Here is a 22,265-nt window from a genome sequence, read left to right on the forward strand (position 1 = left end):
GATATTCTGATGGCGCAGTCGTTTGTGGTCACCGGATCGGTACGTAATGCCGTGGTGGAGAAAATTGGGGCGTTTGTCTAAATATTTTTAAAAATGGATCTATTCAACATGCATACCCACTCGGCCAGCAATGGCCACGTGGGTATTATTTTGCGACAAATTACGCCAACCGACCGGAGTTATCGCCACCACCACATACAGGCGTCAACTTCTGATAGGTCGCACTCAGTCTGATTTAACCGTTGTTTATCAATTGTTGTTGCTGAATTGATGAAAAGGCTGCGATATTTCTTAAGCGACGATGTTACGAGATTGCGCCCGTGTTAACATCTTTGCTTTGATCCGCACCACCCTTCATGACCTCATCCTCGCTCGCTCGCATCGTTGAAATAGTAGCCGTTGTTCATCCTGACATTCTACTTGGCCCCATTCAGCCAGAACTCATACGCAACGAAGTTCTCGCAGATCTTCTGGAGGACACCGCACGGCGGTCGCCTGACCAGATCGCGTTAATTTTTGCAGACCGATGCGTCACTTATAAAGAACTCAATCAGGCCGCCGACCGCGCCGCTTCCGCACTCATTGACGCAGGTGTAAAACCGGGCCAAATCGTAGGCTTATGGCTTCCACGTGGAATTGATTTGCTCATCATGCAAGCCGCCATAGCCAAAGCCGGTGCAGCATGGCTACCATTAGATGCTGACACCCCAGTTGAACGTATTGCAGTCTGCCTCGAAGATGCCAGCGCACCGGGTATAGTTACCTGCGCTTTGTTTTCATCACGGCTTGAGAACCTTGGTCGCCACCTCTGGACGATAGAAAATCTGCTTACGCCGCTGGAAACGCCGCTTCAAAGTCGTACTGGCTTGTTAAGCACCCATCCGGCTTATGTCATTTATACATCCGGATCAACCGGCAAGCCCAAGGGTATCGAAATCACCCAAGGCGGCATCTGCCACTTTCTGCGTAGCGAAAATGCGGTACTGGGCGTGCGCGGGTCAGATCGCGTTTACCAAGGATTTTCTGTCGCTTTCGACATGTCTTTTGAAGAAATCTGGATCAGCTATCTGGTTGGTGCGACGCTATGGATCGCGCCAAAAGAACTCGCCTCCGATCCAGAGGCATTACCGCTGGCATTGGCCGCAAACGGCGTGACCGTATTGCACGCTGTGCCCACTTTGCTGGCATTGTTTAATCAAGATATCCCAAGCCTGCGCCTGATCAATCTGGGTGGAGAAATGTGTCCGGAGGCTTTGGTCAATCGATGGGCTAAACCAGGACTACAAATATTTAATACCTATGGACCGACCGAGGCAACCGTCTCTGCCAGTTTAGCGGCATTACGTGCCAACGAACCGGTGACAATTGGTTCACCTTTGCCAAACTACGGCATGCTAATCATTCATCCCGCGACTGAAAATGGTCTGACGTTGATGCCGCGTGGCGATACCGGCGAACTGTGTATCACCGGCCCTGGCGTCGCCGCTGGTTATCTCGGCCGCCCTGACCTGACCGCAGAAAAATTCTTAGTCAATCCGTGGTCATCCGGCGCACATGATGGCCGCCTGTATCGTACCGGCGATCTGGCACGGATCGACACTGACGGACGCGTTCAATGTTTGGGCCGCACCGACGATCAAGTGAAGATTCGCGGCTTTCGCGTCGAATTAGGCGAAATCGAAGAAGTATTGGCGCGACAACCCGGCGTCGGGACAGTCGCGGTCATATTGCGCAATGATGACGGTATCGATCAACTGATCGCTTTCATTGTTCCAGAAAATGGTGCAACGATTGCTACTGGCACACTGCGCGCAGCGCTCGGGAAACTTCTGCCGCCGTACATGGTGCCGGGATTTTTTGAGTTGATGAGCGAGATGCCACGACTGACATCGGGCAAAATTGACCGAAAAGCCCTCAAAATACGTCCACTTACGGTCAGCCCCGTCGGGACAGCAAGCGTTGGCTCGGACACAGCAGAAACAGTAGCCGAAGAAGCGTTATTCGCCGCATTGATCAAATTATTCCCCGGTCAACCTATTCGTCGTGATGCCGACTTCTTTAGCGATCTTGGTGGTCATTCACTCTTTGCCGCGCGACTTGCTTCCGCATTGCGAACCGATCCTCGCTTTGCCCACGTCACCGTACGCGACATCTACATGAATCGCGTGATTGGTCGCATCGCCGCAGCTTTATCAGAAGTGCCCGAAATCCCTGTTGCAGTCGATACCACCTGGATCGCTCCATCGTCGTTGAAACGTTGGGTCTGTGGAGCCGCCCAAGCCGCAGCTGTGCCATGGTTAGTGGCAATGCGGATGATGCAATGGCTCGCACCATTTTTTACGTATCACTTCTTTACCGGTGATCCTGGAGATTCAATTCCACGTGCAATTGTCATGTCGGTCGGCGTATTTTTACTGGCAACGTTTTTTGAATTCGGCATAGCTATTGCTGCCAAGTGGTTAATTCTAGGACGCCTTAAACCCGGGCGCTACCCGCTGTGGGGATTAACCTATTATCGCTGGTGGCTGACTGATCGTCTGATTGAGGCAGCGCCGACCTATTTGCTTAGCGGCTCATCGATTTACACATGGTGGTTGCGCGCACTCGGCGCGCGGATTGGCTCGGAGGTGTTAATTGGTTCAATTATGTTACGCGTACATGATTTGCTCATCATTGAAGACGGCGCAACGATAGGCAATGCTGTCAATTTTGAAAATGCACGTGTAGAGCACGGTGAATTGCGCATAGGGCAGATTGCGATTGGTCGAGAAGCCAACGTTGGTTCTTACGTCGTCATGGAGGGAAACACGACTATTGGAGAATTCGGCCATCTGGAAGGACAGTCCGCGCTAAGCGATGGTCAGTCCGTCCCGGCGAACCGGATTTGGGGTGGTTCACCGGCGCGAGATATGGGCGCTTTCGACAAACGCTCTAACTCACCACGACCACCCGTAACCCGTAAGCGTCAAGTTGGCGAATCGATATTCTTTTTATTAGGCGCATTACTGATCACCACGCTGTTCTTCATGCCGGTTTTTCCTAGTTTTATTCTGATCGACTGGCTTGATAACTATGACCGCTTCCCATGGTTACAAAGTAATCAGTTATCCTTCCAGCTAACAAAATATTTTGTGATGGCCTTCCCTGCGACAGCGGTGTTGATTATCTGTACGGCGTTACTTTCGGCGGGCATTCGCTGGAGTATTTTGCCGCGACTCAAAGCCGGTAGCTGGCCGGTGCGGAGCAATAAATATTGCAGCAAATGGCTGGTGAACCAGATTCAGGAGTCCAGCCTGAGTGTTCTGCACGGCGTATACGCGACCATTTACGCACCGTTCTGGTATCGTCTGCTCGGTGCCAAGGTCGGTCGTGGCGCTGAAATTTCGACTGCGCTGGGCGTTGTGCCGGATATGCTGACTTTGGGCGAAGAAACGTTTATTGCCGACGCCGTTCTGCTTGGAGATGAGCAAATCGACGGCGGCTGGATGCGGATGCAGCCAACTGTCATTTCACGCCGTAGTTTTGTCGGTAATGGTGCCTATATTCCCGACGGCACCACTTTGCCAGAAAACGTCCTGATTGGCGTTCACTCGCGCGCACCCGCCAACGACAAAATGCACAACGGCGACGTCTGGTTAGGATCGCCGCCGATTAACCTTCCAGCGCGTGAGCAAGTCAGCGGATTTCCTGAGCATTTAACATTCCGACCATCCAAGCGCCGCCGCCTTGGTCGCGGTTTAGTAGAAGCCTTCCGTATCGTCTCACCACACGCAATCGTGATTGCCGTCGGTTATACATTGGTATTAAACCTGATGCCGCTAGCCGGTGCAGGACTTTGGGGCGAAGTAATCTGGTTACTGACGTTATCAGGGCTGATGTACGGCGTCGGGACGTTTATTTGGATCGTCTGTATCAAATGGTTATTATTAAAGCGTTATCATAAATGCAGCGTCCCAATGTGGACCCCTTTTGTATGGCTATCTGAAGGCGTAACCAATCTGTATGAGGGAATCGCTGTCCCGAACTTACTCAATTACCTGCGCGGAACCCCTTGGCTACCGCTGGCGTTCAACCTGCTGGGATGTAAAATTGGACGCGGCGTGTATCTCAACACCACTGACATTACCGAATTTGACTGCGTCACCATTGGTGACTACAGCGAACTCAACGCTTTGGCTTGTCCACAAACCCATTTGTTCGAAGACCGCGTCATGAAGATCGATCACGTCACCATCGGAAACCGCGTCTATATGGGGCCTCGGAGCGCAGTTCTGTACAGCGCGGTGGTCGGTGATAACGCCAAGCTGGGCGCGCTGACACTTGTTATGAAGGGCGAGCAAATACCTGCTGGCACCAGTTGGCGTGGTTGTCCTGCCGCACCGGAGTTAAAGGGATCGAAATGAACGTCATTTGCGCGCTCTGAATCATGCTAGCGTATCAATCAGGGCAACCAATCTCCGTCACTCCCTGGCCGCTAGCGGCTCCTCATATCCAGCAAGTGCGCGCTATGAGGGCTGTCGGTGGGGGCGAGCTAAAACCGTTGATTCTCGCCATCAGTATCATTACACCGCAAACAACAAACCGTGATAGCGCCCGGAAGCTAGTCCGTGCGGCGCTGCGTGAAACACTCGGTATTTTGCTTGATATGTCACCGCAATCGGTGCCCTTGATTTCTGAACCCGGTCACCCCATCCGATTAGCTTTACCTCATCAGCAGATTGGACTGTCGATAACCCATGAAGCTGGTTTTTCACTCGCAGCCATCAACTTGTATGGCAAAATCGGTATCGATACGATGCGAACCGACAGCATTTCTGATTGGCAACAGGTAGCCCAAGACTATCTCGGAAGCACTATTTATAACCGTATTTTGAGCAAGCCCGAAAACCAGCGTGCGATTGCATTTGCGGAACAGTGGACGCGATATGAAGCGAGTCTTAAATGTCTCTGTTTAGGTATTACAGAGTGGGATTTAAGGTTAGATAAAGCATTACGCCAATGCGCCGTAAATTCGCTGATGTTGCCAAATGGCATGGTCGGCACTATCGCCACATTGCCCGCCAAACCTTAATTTTTGTTGTCTCATTTTAGCTTGGCTTGACGTTCGGCTCAAACCCTACAAAATCACTTTGCCGCGCATCGCCTTGTCTTTGCCCCGCCGGGTTTTTCCTTCAACACGTTTAAGCTGCGAAGAATAACTCGGTTTCGTAGGGCGACGACGCTTCTGTACCACGGTCACACCTAATACCAGCGCACGTAGTCGCTCTAGCGCATCCACCTTATTCTGTTCCTGACTGCGTGATTGTTGCGCCTTCAGAATCACCACGCCATCCTTGGTAATGCGCTGATCTTGCAGCGCCAGCAGTTTTTCTTTATAAATAACAGGAAGTGACGATGCGTTTATATCAAAACGCAAATGGATAGCGGACGACACCTTATTCACGTTTTGACCTCCCGGCCCTTGTGCGCGCACGCCGGTCATCTCAACTTCTGCAAGAGGAATGCTAAGGCCTTCGGCGATAACCAGCAAATTTTGATCGTTAGGAGGGAACATTTGGCCTATTATAAAGCGGCAATTTCGAAGAACCTAATACCACCAGAAAACACCAAGGTTGAACGCCGTTAACCTAGAGGGAAGTCCTGATGCGCGCCAAAGTTATCAAAGTAAAAAATGGGTTAATCATTCTGATCGCCCTCGCTTTTAGCGCAAGTGCTGGTTCAAGCTCGGGTGCGACGGAGCACTTCACAATTGATTCCGACCATACGTTTTCGTCATTCGAATATAGCCATTGGGGCTTATCGATGCAGCGCAATCGGTTTGATCGTACCAGCGGCTACATTGCGTTTGATCAGGCTGCAGGAACCGGTGAAATCATGATCGAGATTGAAGCAGCATCTGTTAATACCGGTACCGAGTTATTTAATAAAGCACTACGTGCCAGCGAATTTTTTGATGCCGAAAAATATCCAAAAATACTATTTACCTCTTCGCAGTTACTATTTGACGGAGACAATCTCAAGCAGGTCCAGGGCGATCTAACTATTAAAGATGTCACCCATAACGTGACGCTGGAAATAACCAATTTCAATTGTCGCTTTATGTTGCTGTACGGAAAGCGGGCTTGCGGTGCGAATGGCTTCGTCAAAATTCTCCGAAGTAATTACCACTTGGGACGTTTTGTACCTTTTGTCAGCGATGCGGTCACGCTGCATATCGTAGTGGAAGCGATCAAGGATTATTGATGCTTGCCACGCTTCATTCTCATGATCGAGTAATCAAACAAGAAGTCATCCAAGTAAATCCGCGTTACAGCTATTTGGGTAAGAAAAAATACTCTCTTCTAAAGAAATAACCAGACATACACCAATGCAGCAACAACCAAAAGAAACGGAATCGAATAAACATGAAAGGTGATCCACGCCTTTTTGTCCGGTGTCATACGCAGCGCAATAATATTAGCGAGTGAACCCAACATAAAACCAAATCCGCCGACGTTAACGCCGAAAGCGATCAATCGCCAGTCGCCACTATATTCCGCAAGCAAAATCGCAGCGGGGACATTACTGATGAATTGCGACGCCACGATACCGGCAAGATAGAGTCGTTGCGATTCGGCAAGACCGACACTCTCCACCAACGCATGAACTATCGGCAACTGCGCTACCAGTCGTAAATCGACAAACATTAAAATGAATACCAACAGCAATGCCCAGTCGATCCGCGCCACCACGTTGCGCTGCGCAAATAAAAAGATCGCCAATACCATTAACAAAGCGGGGGCGGCATAATGCCTGTCCGTCATGATTAAAAACGGCACATACATAGCCAGCGATATGAGAAGCAATTTTTTATTGATCGGGGTCATCGCAGCATCCTCCTCAACCATCAGTTTTAAACCGGGAAATGCAACTACGGTCAATAAAACCAGCGGAATCATAAAAATGCATACCATCGGTAACATCGCGATCACATAATCCTGAAAAGAGAGATGTGAAAGCTGCCAGAGGAAAAGATTTTGTGGATTTCCAATGGGTGTCAGCGCAGAACCCGCATTGGCCGCCAGCGCTTCAAAAATAATCAGGCGGGTTATCGGCAATTTGATCGTGGTGCGCAAACTGAGTGTCAACGGGACCATGACGAACAGTCCTACGTCGTTGGTCAACAGCATCGACAAAAATGCGGTGGCGAGCACCAGAAAAACAGCAAGGGCGCGCTCAGTTGGCATCAATACCGTTAAATGCCTACCCAAGCGCGACAGATAGCCGCTTAATTCAACACCCTTGGTTAACGCCAGCAAACCGGTCAATGTCGCAATCGTGGGCCAATCGACCAAATGCGGATACTGCTGAATTTTTTCGGGAGCAATAGCCGACAAAATCAGCAAAATGACGAATAAAATTAGAAAAAAATAATCTTTACGTAGTGTTTCAAATAAAGTTGCAAATAAGGATGAAGTTGTCGATAGTTTAATAATATTTGTCATTGTTGGTCGAGTAAACACTTTGTAAATCGGTGTAAAGTTTGCGAATTCCGGGCGACTAGCCGACGGTGAACGAACCGTTTAAGGCGTTTTCATCAACGCCCTCTAATCGTTGTGCCTACACAGAATACTGCTTCAACGCAATTATATCGATACACGCTCAGTGAGCGTGAAAAAGCAGGAGCACCGCACGTAGATCTTTGCTTTAGTGTATTTGAAAAGCGCAGCAGTACTAGTGGAAACAATCATTTCCACGCTGTAAGTGCGTAATTGCAGATTGGATCGCTTGACGGCGGGAAGATAGATTTGTATTAACGCGACATTCCCTCAACTGCTGTGCGCAATTTCTTTATGGAAGCATCCAGGTCGGTTTTTAATTCTTCCCAGGCATTCAGTCCACTATTTTTCAAATCCATGCTTTTTTTATCAAGATCATTCAGATCTCTTTGAAAGCCTTGAATAGTCGGCTCCATACGCAGTCTCGCAACTCGACCTGACTTCTTGGCCTTAGCATTAAGACTATCAATTTTGATTTTTAAGTCGGCAATTTGCTGGCGCACCGCTTTTAAATAGGTATCCCGTTGTACTTCTACACCATATATTTTTTGTCGCGTATCGGGCGACTCTGCGAACGTGTTTTCGTAAAAACACAAAGGTAATAAAGCCCAGAGCAATAAAACACCAATATTCGATTTAGCTACTTTGATGGTGCGTTTCATGTACATTCCCCGGTAGGCCCATCACATGGGCGTGATTTGAGCGTCTTATTGGAACGTCTTATCAGTGATCCTATAAGGGAGCCGTGATAACAGGTTAATAAATAAAACCGGTATGACACGTCAATAAATAGCAGGAATAGTTGACGCCAGATAAGTCCTGCAATTTCACTTGTTAACGAAAGCTCTCCATTCAGCCTATCCTCTATTTTCGTACTTTCAAGAAAATTCTATTCAGTATCGAAGCCACGGGTTGTACCTGTGTCTATTGAGCTCAAACCTCAACAAGTGGCATATCTGCTGACTGGCCCACAATATCGAGAACGGCTTACATAATTGGACGAATTGTTGAAATATCCTTGGAAGATCAATACTGGCTAAAAAGCGATACGATCAACAAAAAATTAACACACCTAAAAATCTGTGATCCCCATGACTGCAATAAGCTCCAAAATTGACTTGCAGAACAGTTAATTGCGATTACAATTGTAATCATAAAGACAACATTAATAACTGATCCACATCAAAATTTATCGTCAACAAATCAGAAAATCAACGCCTTAGTGGCGATTCTGGTTTAGAAATATCGCATCCCGTCCGCGTCTTTTTATTTTTAAAGGGATCAGTCACGATGGTTAATACAGTCCCATTTCTCTCCCCACATCCGACACACGTCATGAACGTAAAGACGCATTGCGGGAACTGCAATTTGCGCGACCTATGCCTTCCAATCGGACTCACCGAGGCCGAACTTGATCGATTGGATCAAATTGTTAAACATAGACGGCGCATTACGCGCGATAGTGCGCTCTATCGGATGAACGATCCATTCGTCAATCTGTATGCTATTCGTGTCGGGCATTTCAAGACATATCAAGTTAATGCCAACGGAGCTCACCATATTTCCGGATTTCAAATGACCGGTGAATTACTAGGGATGGAGGCCATCAGCTCATATCGGCATCAATGTAACGCAGTGGCGCTGGAGGATAGTGAAGTCTGTGAAGTGCCGTTTTCGGACTTGGAAAATCTCTTGAAAGATGTCCCGATCATGCTGCATTATTTTCATCGCATGATGAGCCATGAGATTGCACAAGATCATAACGCCATGCTGCAATTAGGGAATCTTCGCGCAGAGCAACGGTTTGGGGCTTTTTTGCTCAATCTTTCGACCCGATATAAAAATCGCGGCTATTCAGCTACGAATTTTCAATTACGGATGTCTCGAGAAGAAATTGCCAACTACTTAGGACTGACAAACGAAACTATTAGTCGGTTGCTTTCTCATTTTAAAAAAATGGGATGGTTGAAGGTCAACAACCGCGAAATTACATTATTAGACGTTCCCGCTTTGCTGATGTTAGTAGAGGGAAAGTAACCAAGCTGTGAAAAAGTCACCACCCAAGAGCGAAAGTCCAAAAAAGAGTAGCGCCAATCTACTCAGCAGATAAAAATATCAGGCGGTAGTAATGCCTTACGTCAACCAAGCTGTGAAACATCTGCCGTTACTGTCGCTGTCTCTTAACCTTTTCGCTATTCCTGCAACACTAACGGATCACAACATCAAATCGGGCCTACCAATTTGTTACGTTTAAAAAGGCGACTTTACCTGCTTAATTTTTTTCCATTGCTTATGGAGTTTTTTAAGATTGATTTCGTTATGCGCTGAGACATAATCGCGCACGTATCCAGAAACATCGGCCAGTCTTGGCTTACCCGCTGTACATTGCTGTAATAAACCATCAGCTACACGCGCATCGTTTAATTCGCCTAACGTATCTTGCAGCACGCTAAGGGCGGCAAGATACGTTTTGATTTTTTTTGCAGAATATAACGAAGAAAAGAACGCTAATCCATAGCGCATTTTTTTTGCCGCAATCCGTAATTTGTGACGCTCTGTCGCATCGATGGCACTTAGCCCCTTTCCGCGCTGACGTAGTTTCTTTTGATATCTACGCAACTGCGCAGTGGCGAAAGGGCGCAACGGTGCATTAGCACGTTCCAGTAGCGAGGTGGCAGTGTCCGACTTTTTCCCTAACTGCTGATTTGCATCATGGATACATGCGCCCAAGATCAATATAAGACGTGCATACCGGCTAGAGTTGAGAACTTTGACAGCATTACTTCTGCTCTTCTTCGCAAAGTCAGCGGCTTTTTTCTGTAACGGCATAACGGTCCGCGGTCCGTTGAAACCGAATGTCGCGGCGGCCAGTGTAGGACCAGCAAACACTTCCCAGTCACGTGCACTTCCTAAGTGTCTACCCAACCACTTGCACTCCTCCAGTAAAAACTCCGGTTCTGCTAACTGGTCTCTAAAAATCACGAGCGCTGAGCGCAGGCGGCGCACGCCAACCCGCATTTGATGTACGCTCTCGGCATCGGTCCCGTATTTAATGCCAGCTTCGTTACCTTGAATTTGCTCCAGACAATGGGCAAGAATTATCTGAAAACCCTCTCCTATCGTCTTTTTATCTGATAATGCAAGAGCGCTTGCCGTTGTTATCGCCGGTGGTTGCGGTGCATACAATCCGTAACCACGCTCAGCCTTACTAATATTACCGACGCTTAGTGCTATCGTCTCTTGCAGCGCTAATGCTAAGGCAAATAAATTTCCTGCCTTCCCCGATTTAAGTTCCAGTTCAATTTCACTAATCGGGATACTAATAACGCCGTCGCCATGACTAGAGACAATCTGGCCCTGATCGAGAGCCAACTCTACTTCGTCACCTTCGGGCAAACGCAACATCCAGATACGCCGCTGAAACCGCGTAGTGAATACAGGGGCGAGTTGCTGCATCAACTGTGGTCGACCCAACAGCTTGAACCATCTGGATCGGGGTTTCAACAGTGCCTGAATTGCCGGCAGGTCAGGCCTGAGATCCGTGACTTCGGACTCCCATTCGTTGCGCTGATGCAAGCCACTGTCGACCTGACCGCCCGCTTTCAATGTCTGGATTAATTTGCCATCAACTTCCCTCACCCGAAATCCTGCCCGATGGCGCATTAGATAACAATCCGGCGTATCGAAGTAGGTGCTGACAAGTTGTTGTTGGTAAGGTTTGGCGATCGCCAGTTGCTTTAACAAAGGATGCCGTCTAAAAGCGCTAACCGCACTTGGGGCAATAAGGAGTTTTAATTCTATTTCCATCACAATCTCTGGATGTGGCGCCGCTTTGTTTTATTAATGGCCATGCGGAGTGTTGGCTTACCGAATATCAATCTAATCAAATTCAACGGCACAAAAGCATAAAAGTAGAATCGACGGCTCTTCGTTTTCGCAATAATTTAATGATGAAATGCTGCGCAGTCAGCGTTCAAGCCGTAGAAAACTTATTGATCTGCCATCACCAACATATTACACCCACCACGAAACAGTCATTGCGGCAATTTTGCCTGCGCGTGCGTCAGCTGTGCCTCAAGCTCACGAATGCGTCTTAGGAGATTAAGCGCTACTGCCAGGCCGTGACCATCCAGCTCAAAATCATCCCGCAAACGTCGCGCCGTTCTGGCAATCACGATGTAATGTGTCTGATAAAGATCATTTTCCGCATCAACGCTGGTCGGTGCAATTTCGCCCATCTCGACCAAATCCTGCAATTCGGCCAGCGTCAATCCGGAATAATCTGCCAACTGATCTAGCGAACAAAGGCCTGCATCATTGAGCCATACCGCTTCCACAATATGCGTACGCATCACTAACCTCCTGTATTGAAGTGTGCACGAGGATTAAAAGTTGATTCGGCGGCAAGTTTTACAAACAAGGCTTGCTCACCCGGCGTCGCCGACTTTGGTACCTCAATCCGAACAACTGCAAACAAATTGCCATTTTCGCCGTTGGCGGAAGGGAGACCCCGCCGGGCCAGACGAAATTGTCGATTAGCCGCCGTAGCGGGCGGGATCGTCAACTCAACAGTACCGCCCAAAGTGGGAACCTGGACGGTCGCACCCAGCACTGCTTCCCATGGAGACAGCGGCAGATCGATATAAAGATCTTTTTCGCTGACGCGATAAAACGGGTGGGGAATAACCACCATGACGACATAAAGGTCGCCGTTTTTGCCACCATTACTCCCTTGCCCACCTTTGCCTGGCAAGCGTAACCGCTGACCGTCTTCGGCTCCTTTTGGCACCTTGACTCTGAAGGTCCGCGGTACGCGATGAATCAAACCTTGTTTATCATATTCCGGCAAACTCAAATTCACATCGATTTCGCCGCCGACATAAACCTGCTCAAGTGTGATCGGGGCCTTGACTTCATAATCTTGCCCGTGGGAAGGGCGACGTTGACGCGGTTGTCCACCTTCATGGCGGGAAGCCGCAAAGGCAGCCAGGATGTCGGCCATATCGACGTCGCCGAAGCCAGCATCAGAATCGTTAAAGGTTTGCTGCCAATCTTTGGGCGGCTGAACGTTTTCTCCCTGCTGATGGCGACCTAGCGCGTTATAAGCATCGCGCTTTTCCTGGTCTTTCAGCGTGGCGTAAGCTTCGGCGACTTCTTTGAATTTTTCCTCACCGTCTGGATCTTTGGAGACATCGGGGTGATATTTATGCGCCAGCTTACGGTATGCCTGTTTTATTTCCGCAGTGGTGGCATCTCTTTCGACACCAAGGGCACTGTAATAGTCTTTGAATTTCATATTCGCGCCCAGAATAAATTTTGATCGATGGACAGGTCGACTAGTCGCAAAGAATGGCCATCGATTTGCTTCCAAGCTTTAATCTTACTGTATATGAAGAGGAGTGTATGCAGACACAAAGGAAAAATGCCTAAAACAAGATAACTGCGTAATCGCCGACCAATCACGGGTTATCGCGTATTAAGCATCGCTTACAGACTTCCATCCCGAAAAATCCAATTTACCTATTACTGCCACACAATTTTGGGATACATCCGCTTTTTTTGATTACTCAGAACATTGGCATAACGCTTATTATTTTCGTAGTGAAACATTCAAAACTGCGTCCAATCGTCACTATTAATATTTTTTACAGGCGCCTTCCACGTTGATTCGCGCGCCAGAGTTTTGTTCATCTGCGGCAATCGTGTAGCCGGTCGAACGACAGCCTGAGCGGTCGCTTTGGTCGCGCCCTTCTTCATCGCTGCATTGACATGCGGCTGGACTATTCGCCTCGACGATTCTGATTCCGATGCAGTTAACCCCTTTGAATGGCCCGATAAAGTAGCCGCAAACGCTTGTGCGGCGCGCACCTCCTGGCTATTGTCCAATCTAAAAATACTCACACTCTCCGTCAAATGCGTCGCTTGATCCTGCAAAGAACCCGCCGCTGCCGCTGCCTCCTCCACTAGTGCCGCATTTTGTTGCGTGACTTGATCCATTTGACTAATGGCGTGATTGACTTGTTCAATACCATCGCTTTGTTCTTTACTTGCGGTGGCGATTTCACCAATGATATTGGTCACGCGTTTGACGCTACTGACGACCTCGCTCATGGTCACTCCTGCCTGTTCGACCAATTTGCTCCCGCTGCCGACCTGGGCGACAGAGTCGTCAATCAGGGCTTTGATTTCCTTGGCTGCGCCTGCAGACCGTTGCGCAAGATTCCGCACTTCTGCCGCCACTACCGCGAAACCGCGCCCTTGCTCACCCGCTCGGGCCGCCTCGACCGCCGCATTCAGAGCTAGAATGTTGGTCTGAAAAGCAATCCCGTCAATAACACTAATGATGTCAGCAATCTTCTTTGATGAAGTCCGGATAGCGCCCATGGTGTCAACCACTTGCGCCACCACCACGCTACTGTGGGTCGCCACGTCGGAGGCACTGACCGCCAGTTGATTTGCCTGATTAGCATTGTCTGCATTTTGCCTGACAGTCGATGTCAGTTGCTCCATCGCGGCCGCTGTTTCCTCCAGCGAACTGGCTTGCTGTTCAGTCCGACTCGACAAGTCCATATTGCCAGCGGCGATCTGCCCGGACGCAGTGGCAATTGTATCGGCCGACCTCTTGATTGTATTAATTGTTTTTTCCAAAGACTCCCGCATGCATTTCATGGCATACATCAGACTGCGATCATCACCAGGACGCGTATTTATACGCAAGGTCAAATCACCTGCTGCGATCCGGTTTGCGATATCAGCCGCGTATTCCGGCTCGCCACCGATGGCGCGCAAAATACTACGATTAGTAAAAGTGGCAAATATGATGACTAAGATCGCGATCCCCATCAGTAATAAACCAGCCTGGTACAACGACACCATGAAAGCGCTGTCAATATCATCCACATACACGCCCGTAGTGGCTATCCAGTCCCACGGCTGATAAGCTATTGAAAAGGAAATCTTGGAAAACGACTCTGTTGTTCCTACCTTTGGCCAGACATAGTGTACAAAACCGCCTCCAGATTGCGCCGCTGCTTTAGATATCAAGCGATAGACGTAATTACCTTCCGGGTCCTTAAAATCGGTCAAATCGCGCCCGTTCGTTTCTGGCTTGATGGAATGCATGATCACTACTTGTGAAAAGGATGAGATCGTAAAATAGCCATCTTTGCCGTACCGCATTGCTCTGACGCGCTCTAGCGCTTGTTTTTGTGCGTCGGTTTTGCTCAGCGCGCCGCTATCGACAAGCGCACCGTACTGCGCGATCACGCCGATTGCTGCTTCCGAAATATGTCTAAGATCATTTTTTCTCTCTTCGATACGAATTTCACGGGATTGATATGCACCGAAAACGGATACAGCCAGCAGCGCAATCAGGCTAATAACTAGCGGCAACCAGAGTTTTTGGGTAAAAGTAAGCTTATTCACAGCGAGGTCTCCTATAATATTTCGTTGTTTGCCAACAAGGAAATATGTCTGCGGGAGGGCTGTGCATGATTCCCGGGTAACATTCTTGCTGCCTTTGCATTAACGGCAGTTACCCGATAAAAATGAAGCTTTGCGGCTTCCATCGGTGATTTATTCTCTATCCGTGGTCTTGTTGCGCTGATTCGTCGCACTGACCGATGCTCCGAATATATTCCTGCAAAGTCTTCGCAGGATTTGCAGGAACGCCAAAAACAAGGTCAGCTTCATCAAACCAACCCACTTGCCAATAGTGATAATGAAGTAAGAATTTAAATGAGGTAAAGTCGCAGGGAGCAAGTCTTTCGCCCCATCAAGCGCGGCATTTAAGAAATCGTATTATTTTTTTATTTAAAATGTAAGATTTACAAAATCGGAGCTAATTGAATGCACGCTGTGCCACTTGGGCTGATTTCTGCCGCTGTCTTTCTTTTACACGTCGCTGGCGTCATCGCCGCCGCACACGCCTTAATGCATACCCGTACTTCACAAGGCGCGGTAGCATGGGTATTTGGACTCGTACTTCTGCCCTATTTTTCACTATTACCGTATCTATTTTTAGGAAGTAAACACTTCACCGGATACGTAGAACTGCATCACTCACGCGTGGCCCGCAAGCGCAAACTGGATGACTCTGATCAACTGGATTTGGTCAGACAATACCCTCCCGACCCCGCCGCACAACGTTACACTGCAATCAGCGCCATGCTTGGCGTACCCTTTCTCAGCGGACATCGTTTGCGCTTACTGATAGACGGAGAAGCGACATTTGCAGCCATTTTTTCTGCCATCGCTGCTGCCGAATACTATGTTTTGGTGCAATTTTTTATCATCAAGGACGACGCACTTGGTCGCCGACTTCAGGCGGCACTACTAGAACGCGCTGCCGCTGGCGTCAGCGTCTATTTGCTTTACGATGGTGTGGGCAGCCATGATTTGCCGAGTAGCTATGGAAACGTCCTGCGCGATGGAGGCGTAAAGGTACATCCATTCGCCACGCGACGATGGCGCAACCGCTTCCAGCTAAATTTCCGCAATCATCGCAAAATAGTCGTGGTCGATGGGTCTAGGGGCTTTGTCGGTGGACTCAATGTCGGCGAGGAGTATCTTGGACGTAAACCGCCGTTGGCACCGTGGCGCGATACGCATATGGAATTGCAAGGCCCCGCAGTCGGCGACCTGCAACTGGCGTTTGACGAGAATTGGCATTGGATCACCGGCCAGCAACTCACGTTGTTACCGCCCCGCCCAACCGATGGCTCAGCCACCAGCCTCATCGCCGCTACCGGTCCCGCGGATGCGCAAGAGACTTGTTCGCTGTTCTTTGTCCAGTTGATTCATGCTGCACAAAAGCGCATCTGGCTGACCACGCCCTATTTAGTGCCGGATTCAGCGCTGATCGCCGCGTTGCAACTAGCGGTCTTCCGTGGCGTCGACGTTCGCATTATGCTGCCTTCGCGCCCAGATCACCGTACCGTATTCCTGGCGTCAACACTTTATGCGCATGAAGTGGTCCGCGCCGGAATCCGCGTGTTTCGCTATCAGCCCGGTTTCACCCACCAAAAAGTGATGTTGATCGACGACAATACTGCCGCCATCGGCAGCATGAACATGGATAACCGGTCACTTCGGCTTAACTTCGAAATCGCCGCCCTGAATATCGACGTCGCTTTCGCCAGTGAAGTTGAAACAATGCTGCAAGAGGATTTTAAACAAGCAATAGAAATCGGCACAGAGGAATATGCCCGCTCCTCTTATTTACACCGTGTGGCGATGCATGTTGCCCGCTTGTTTGGTCCCGTGCTGTAAACCTGTTTATCCGTTAGTGAGCATTAATTCGGGCCTTCAACTTATCCGTAGCGAATCAATCATAGAGACTGAATGATAACTATCGCGCCATCTCGCTATTTACGACAAGGGATGGCGTCGCCTCCGTCACGGCCGCCATATCTACTCTCGATTCGGTGAGTTTTTTGTTCAGCACCTTCTCCAGTTTTGCCATTTCCCGTTCAGAGTCGGTCCACCAGTCAGTCGACCAGATACGGTGCAAGGTCCATCCCAATCCTTCCAGCACAAACTGCCGCAATCGATCGCGATCTCTCGCGGTTGGTAGTGAGTGATAAGTAGCACCGTCACACTCAACACCAAGCAAAAACGTGCCTGGATGGTCGGGATGAACGACGCCGATATCGAGTCGATATCCTGAACATCCAACTTGCGGATGGACAATCCAGCCACGATTGCGCAATGCGCGAATTACCTCGACTTCAAATGGGCTGTCGGGTTCGCGTCCGGTCGGAATGGATTGCTCAACCAGCGCTCGCGGTCCCTTCTGCGCAAATTCCAGATAATTTTTCAGATCAATGACACCGGTCGCACGTGTCCGTGAAACGTCGATATCTTCGGGCCGTATCGAACTATAAATCGTCACGCCGACGCGCGCCCGTGTGATCGCGACGTTAAGGCGGCGATGACCGCCCTCTTTGTTCAGTGGCCCGAAGTTCATTGGCATGCGACCGGCAGCATCTTTACCATAAGCAATCGAAAACAAAATCAGATCGCGCTCATCGCCCTGCACATTCTCGAGATTCTTGATGAATAATTTTTCTGGACCGTGTTCAGCAATATGCCGTTCCAACTCTGGCGCTTTGCGTAGCTCTTCATCCAGCAATGTTTCAATCAGGCGTCGCTGAGTCTGATTAAATGTCACCACACCCATCGTTAACTGGCGTCGTTTTTCATCTGAAAAGTGAACCACGATAGCAGCAACAATGGCGTTGGCTTCAGCGCGATTGGTACGGCTGCCGCCGCGATCATAGACGCCTGATACCAACTCCAGCCGCACCGCCTGATCTTGTGTCACAGGCGAGGGAAAAGTAATCAGCCGTGCGTCATAATAGCGATGATTGGAGAACGTAATCAGGCTTTCATGACGGCTACGATAATGCCACTCCAGTCTGAGCGTCGGCATACCCGCGCCCAAACATTCATCCAATATGCTTTCAAGATCATGGACCACAGTATCTTCACCGTCCCCAGCGGTTTGATCGTCTTCATCATCGGCACGTGCAAAGAAACTAGTAGGCGGCAGTTGTTTCGGATCGCCGACCACCACCAATTGTTTGCCGCGGGCAATAGCACCGACCGCATCCCACACCAAAATTTGCGAGGCTTCATCAAACACCACCAAATCAAAACTGGAATGCGCCGCGTCAAGGTATTGCGCGACGGAGAGCGGAGACATCAGCAAACAAGGCTTTAACTTCGGTAATAAAGTAGGAATTCCGCGAACCAATTTCCGTACCGGCAAATGCGCTTTTTGCTTAGCTAACTCGCGCAGTACCAAGCCCATTTCGGCATCCGGCTTTTGACCTGCGTCAATCCGCGGTACTTTACCCGCCAGCACCGCGTGAAGGTATTGCTCAGTCAGTTGCTGAAATCGCGCATCGGTTGCACGGAACTCTCGAATCTTCCGATCATGGTCCGCGCTGGAAAAATTACGCAGAACCAACTCCTGATCAGTAATGATTTTCAGCCACCACACCTGATAGGAATATTCAACGTAATCAATCAACTCCGGCAACGCAATACGGTCCTGTTCGATCGCCTGCACTACGCTGGAAATACCAGCATCCACCGCCTGCTTGCGCAATCCGCGCCACTTACACCAACTACGCAATCCGCGTTGCTGTGCGCGCCATCCTGCCAATACACCGCGCACCCGAGTCGGCAAACCCGCCGCGTGGCTAGCGCCAGCCAGATCAACTCCGGCATCGGAATATTCGGTCACCAATGCCAGTTTGAGCGTGAATTCGCGGAATGCATTTTTGAACGCAACCAAGTGTAGCGATAACCTACCTTGTGGCCCCAGATCGGCACGTTGATCATGAACAAGTTGGCGCAATCGTTCCGCCAAAGTTGCAGCCATAACGCCGTCAGTGATGGTCGCAAAACGTGCAAGGACCAACTCAAATTGCTGGCCCCATTGCTCGTAACGCGCGACGGCTGCCCAATCAGTTTGCGGCCCCTGATACTCGGCCCCCAACCACTGCGTGGCTTGCGCCTGCGCCAGATTCAAGGCCTGATCTTCTTGATTCAATCCACGCAAGGCGTCCAGCATCGCCACGATATCGGAAGCCGATGGTTGCTGTTGTTGTTGCGTGTGCGGCATCAAACGCGCCATCAGATCACGTGACGCAAACCAACTCTTAGGCCACCAGGTTTGCGAAGCGGCTGTCCACAGCGCCGCCAACTCCGCACCGTTGGCTTGCGCGATTTCCGGCTTAAAACCTAAAGACGCCAATTGCTGCGCAAACAGGTGACGCCGCTCGCCATGCTGTCTTAACTTTTGTAATGCATTAAGCTTAGTTGGATCATCGCCGAAAGCGGCGATCCCGGTCGGTATTTGAGGCGCTTGCAGCAAAACGTCCGCTAGCGCATCAAAAAACTCCAGCAATGCAAGCGATGGCGCCTCAGCACTGATCGCCATCATCGGTTCGAGTGCCAATGCGGCAATTTGTACTTGCTCAGAGGCACTGTCCAACTCGGCCATTGCGTTGAGTAACTGATCTTCCCAGGCATTCGACCACGCGCTATGACGGATGAGGCGTAAAGGATGTTGTTGAATCGGGCCCAGTTCCTCAACTACTACCTGGATCGTGCGCACCAGTTCACGCAAGCTATCAAGACCAGCGCGGTGATGCGTATCTGGATTGGTCCACGGCATGGGCGCAGCAGTCCAACGCTGTTGATGCAATATTGCGCTGTCAGTCGCCCCGCGCACGGTCAGGCCATGCGGATAAGTGCGATGCAGCGCTTGCACCAACGCATTCAGATCCTCGCGCAATGTTGCCAGGCGATCAGCTTCGCGCTGCCAGTCGCCCGCCGCAAATTGCTGAGAAATATTCATCGCAGTGCGCAATTGCTCCAGAACTTCGGACTTCTTGGCTTTGGCAGAATGCAACTGTAAGCAAAATGGGCCAAGTCCAATCGCATTCAAGCGGCGTTGGACAACGTCCAGTGCGGCCATTTTTTCTGAGACAAAAAGGACGGTTTTACCTTGCCCCAAAAAATGCGCAATCAGATTGGTAATGGTCTGAGACTTCCCTGTTCCCGGCGGACCTTCAAGCGCAAAATCATGTCCGGCGCCCGCGCGACTCACAGCATTTAACTGGGAAGAATCGGCTAATAACGGCGTCAACAAACTTTCCGGCGTATGGCGCTGATCCATGTCTGCGCGCATGCCGATATCTTCGCCGCGGCTCATCGATTCGGTTGGCCTTTCGATCAAATGATTGACTACCCGATTCTGTCTCAACTGATCACTGCGATCCTGCAAATCTTTCCACATCAAATATTTTGTGAAAGAAAATATCCCCAGATAGACATCCTCCAAGACTTCCCACCGAGGTACGTGATTGATCGCCAGACGCAAAATTTGCCAGATCTTTGCCACATCAACGCCATTGCCATCCGCCGGAAGTGGATCAAATCCTTTGATCGTCAGTTGAAATCTTTCTCGCAGCAACTGAATCAACGTTGGATTGATGATGGTTTCATCATCGTGGCGTTTGATCGAGTAACCGGCCCGGACCGATTGTCGCGTCAGCGTCACCGGCACCAATAATATCGGCGCAAGCAAAGTTTTCTCAGCGCGATCGTCCTCAGTCCAGCGTAGAAATCCTAACGCAAGATAGAGCGTATTTGCGCCACCCTCCTCCAAACCCAAACGCGCAACGCTGTAGATTTCGTACAAATGCGCATCCAACTTTTTAGCGTCAACAGTTGCCAACAACTCGTGCATTGCCAACGCTTGCAATGCAGCAGCGATCAACGGATCTTCACCATTGCGACGCACGGCAATCGCCGTGACACGCGGATCGTCTGGATTGGTAGCGTCCATTAATAATGGCTGATGCCGAAACTTCCACTCCTTCCCATCTGATAGCTCATCTTCGAGATGGCTGGGATTTGGCACGCACAGCGGCAACATCACCTTGGTCGGCTTAAAATTAATCAGTCGGTTGCGCAGGGTTAAATCCAGCAACTTTGATTTCCAGCGTGCCAGACGTCCATCCGCAGTTTCAACGGGTGCATCGTCATCGATCAGGCTGATCCCATCGAGCGGTGGCAACAGCGGCGGCGGCTCGATGCGTGGTTCCTCAGTCACTTGCGGAATGTCGTCGCTCTCGTTCGCTGGCACACGGAATGGCAGCGGACGGATTTGCTCCATGCGAGCGCGTTTTATATCGATAGCGAAAAGAAATGCATCCTCATCGTGTAGTTGCTCCTGACCATTTTCACAGGCCAGCCGAAGCGAGGCTGCGGGTCGGTGCGTCAGCATGGTGGTTTCAAATAGCAACAACTCACCACTGGCGACGCGTTTGCGAACCGCTTGTCCATCATCAAATACGGCATTCGGTAGCGTCGTGTTGATCAACCAGCAACCGACCAACGCATGACCTTTTTTAATGATGACAAGGGGATTTAATCCAGCTTGCTCCATGCACGACACCAACAACATCGAAGAGTCGAGACAGGTGACCAGACCGCTACTGAGAATCCGGTCGGGCGTACGAATTTTTTGACCATCGTTTCCAAATGACGCCGCTGGATTAATGTAATTTAACTTGAGCGCACCGATAACGCTATAAATAGCCGAAATCTGGGCCCATGCATCGTCACGGTTTTTAGATTGATAACCGTTCATGCTTTGTCCTGCACCGGCTTTATGCAATAGCTCACCGCACTGCGCCATCAGGCGATCAATAGCCGGATGATTGGGCAACGAGAATGCCGCCAATAATTCTGGCAAGGCCCGCGTTCCGGCCCATTGATCATAGGCCAGCACATCCACTGCATGCTCTGCGACGGTAACCTCATGATTATTCGCCATGACCTGAAAGATAATGCGACCACGCTCAGCCTCGTTCAACTCAGCCAGGTAACGATGGGAAATTTTCAAATCGATAGGGTCGATGCGGCGTGTCTGGTGCGCATCAAGTTGTGCAAATCGCAATCGAACCGGATCAGCAAAAGCAGGCTCGCAACGAATGACAATTTCGACATCAAGGAGCGGCGCATCGCTATGATTCTGGACCGAAAGACTACGTATCAACGGAACATTATTTTGATAGGACGCATAGTTCACCGTGGCATCTACCAGCGCTGCGATGGTGATCTCTGCTAGCGCTAGCGGCGGCACGTCTACATGTAACTGACGTGACTGTGGTGACTGTTGTGGTTGCTCTAACTTCTCCGACACTG

13 protein-coding genes are annotated in these 22,265 nt (G+C 49.9%); 5 read left to right on the plus strand and 8 right to left on the minus strand.

Translation table 11 applies throughout. The annotated features are described in order from the left end of the window. Nucleotides 1-356: 356 nt before the first annotated feature. Nucleotides 357-4,403 carry a Pls/PosA family non-ribosomal peptide synthetase gene (locus QN379_RS17270; protein ID WP_322239266.1) on the plus strand — a complete coding sequence of 1,349 codons (4,047 nt, stop codon included), beginning with the start codon at nt 357-359 and terminating at the stop codon, nt 4,401-4,403. A 23-nt stretch (nt 4,404-4,426) separates the two neighbouring features. After that, nucleotides 4,427-5,071: a hypothetical protein gene (locus tag QN379_RS17275; protein WP_322239267.1), complete on the plus strand. Its 645-nt coding sequence runs from the start codon at nt 4,427-4,429 to the stop codon at nt 5,069-5,071. Nucleotides 5,072-5,116: 45 nt separating this feature from the next. Here the strand turns inward: QN379_RS17275 and arfB are convergent, their stop codons facing one another. Beyond that, entirely contained in the window at nt 5,117-5,530 is a 414-nt protein-coding gene (gene arfB / locus QN379_RS17280) for an alternative ribosome rescue aminoacyl-tRNA hydrolase ArfB (protein WP_369124730.1), read from the minus strand. Between the two features lie 113 nt (nt 5,531-5,643). On the opposite strand from arfB, the gene QN379_RS17285 reads away from it, so the two are divergent. After that, nucleotides 5,644-6,243, plus strand: a complete 600-nt coding sequence (locus QN379_RS17285) for a YceI family protein (protein ID WP_322239271.1) — start codon at nt 5,644-5,646, stop codon at nt 6,241-6,243. A gap of 98 nt (nt 6,244-6,341) precedes the next feature. On the opposite strand, the gene QN379_RS17290 is transcribed toward QN379_RS17285, so the two are convergent. Beyond that, nucleotides 6,342-7,484, minus strand: a complete 1,143-nt coding sequence (locus QN379_RS17290; RefSeq protein WP_322239273.1) for an SLC13 family permease — start codon at nt 7,482-7,484, stop codon at nt 6,342-6,344. A 308-nt stretch (nt 7,485-7,792) separates the two neighbouring features. Next, nucleotides 7,793-8,200 carry a hypothetical protein gene (locus QN379_RS17295; protein WP_322239275.1) on the minus strand — a complete coding sequence of 136 codons (408 nt, stop codon included), beginning with the start codon at nt 8,198-8,200 and terminating at the stop codon, nt 7,793-7,795. A gap of 673 nt (nt 8,201-8,873) precedes the next feature. On the opposite strand from QN379_RS17295, the gene fnr reads away from it, so the two are divergent. Next, nucleotides 8,874-9,575: a fumarate/nitrate reduction transcriptional regulator Fnr gene (gene fnr / locus QN379_RS17300; RefSeq protein ID WP_322240704.1), complete on the plus strand. Its 702-nt coding sequence runs from the start codon at nt 8,874-8,876 to the stop codon at nt 9,573-9,575. Between the two features lie 213 nt (nt 9,576-9,788). Here fnr and QN379_RS17305 read toward each other — a convergent pair whose 3' ends face one another. The 4 genes from QN379_RS17305 to QN379_RS17320 form a co-directional block, all read right to left on the minus strand. Beyond that, nucleotides 9,789-11,345, minus strand: coding sequence for a CHAD domain-containing protein (locus tag QN379_RS17305; protein ID WP_322239277.1), 1,557 nt, complete (start codon nt 11,343-11,345; stop codon nt 9,789-9,791). A gap of 227 nt (nt 11,346-11,572) precedes the next feature. Next, entirely contained in the window at nt 11,573-11,890 is a 318-nt protein-coding gene (locus tag QN379_RS17310; RefSeq protein WP_322239279.1) for a chaperone modulator CbpM, read from the minus strand. Between the two features lie 2 nt (nt 11,891-11,892). Continuing rightward, the gene (locus QN379_RS17315) at nt 11,893-12,834 is read right to left on the minus strand and encodes a DnaJ C-terminal domain-containing protein (RefSeq protein WP_322239281.1); all 942 of its coding nucleotides are present in this window, start codon (nt 12,832-12,834) and stop codon (nt 11,893-11,895) included. 314 nt (nt 12,835-13,148) lie between these two features. After that, nucleotides 13,149-14,963 (minus strand): methyl-accepting chemotaxis protein, encoded by a 1,815-nt coding sequence (locus QN379_RS17320; RefSeq protein WP_322239282.1) that lies wholly within the window; start codon nt 14,961-14,963, stop codon nt 13,149-13,151. Nucleotides 14,964-15,386: 423 nt separating this feature from the next. On the opposite strand from QN379_RS17320, the gene cls reads away from it, so the two are divergent. Further along, a complete protein-coding gene (gene cls, locus QN379_RS17325) occupies nt 15,387-16,808 on the plus strand; it encodes a cardiolipin synthase (RefSeq protein WP_322239283.1) in 1,422 nt (473 codons plus the stop codon). A 79-nt stretch (nt 16,809-16,887) separates the two neighbouring features. Here the strand turns inward: cls and QN379_RS17330 are convergent, their stop codons facing one another. After that, nucleotides 16,888-22,263: a DUF4011 domain-containing protein gene (locus tag QN379_RS17330; protein ID WP_322239285.1), complete on the minus strand. Its 5,376-nt coding sequence runs from the start codon at nt 22,261-22,263 to the stop codon at nt 16,888-16,890. Nucleotides 22,264-22,265: the final 2 nt, after the last annotated feature.

It is taken from the genome of Glaciimonas sp. Gout2, assembly GCF_035018905.1.
GTDB lineage: Bacteria > Pseudomonadota > Gammaproteobacteria > Burkholderiales > Burkholderiaceae_D > Glaciimonas.

What these genes read in the sequence shown, in the direction of transcription:
- QN379_RS17270 (WP_322239266.1), top strand. Translation starts at nt 357, where the DNA reads ATGACCTCATCCTCGCTCGCTCGCATCGTTGAAATAGTAGCCGTTGTT.
- QN379_RS17275 (WP_322239267.1), top strand. Translation starts at nt 4,427, where the DNA reads ATGCTAGCGTATCAATCAGGGCAACCAATCTCCGTCACTCCCTGGCCG.
- QN379_RS17285 (WP_322239271.1), top strand. Translation starts at nt 5,644, where the DNA reads ATGCGCGCCAAAGTTATCAAAGTAAAAAATGGGTTAATCATTCTGATC.
- QN379_RS17290 (WP_322239273.1), bottom strand. Translation starts at nt 7,484, where the DNA reads ATGACAAATATTATTAAACTATCGACAACTTCATCCTTATTTGCAACT.
- QN379_RS17295 (WP_322239275.1), bottom strand. Translation starts at nt 8,200, where the DNA reads ATGAAACGCACCATCAAAGTAGCTAAATCGAATATTGGTGTTTTATTG.
- fnr (WP_322240704.1), top strand. Translation starts at nt 8,874, where the DNA reads ATGAACGTAAAGACGCATTGCGGGAACTGCAATTTGCGCGACCTATGC.
- QN379_RS17305 (WP_322239277.1), bottom strand. Translation starts at nt 11,345, where the DNA reads ATGGAAATAGAATTAAAACTCCTTATTGCCCCAAGTGCGGTTAGCGCT.
- QN379_RS17310 (WP_322239279.1), bottom strand. Translation starts at nt 11,890, where the DNA reads ATGCGTACGCATATTGTGGAAGCGGTATGGCTCAATGATGCAGGCCTT.
- QN379_RS17315 (WP_322239281.1), bottom strand. Translation starts at nt 12,834, where the DNA reads ATGAAATTCAAAGACTATTACAGTGCCCTTGGTGTCGAAAGAGATGCC.
- cls (WP_322239283.1), top strand. Translation starts at nt 15,387, where the DNA reads ATGCACGCTGTGCCACTTGGGCTGATTTCTGCCGCTGTCTTTCTTTTA.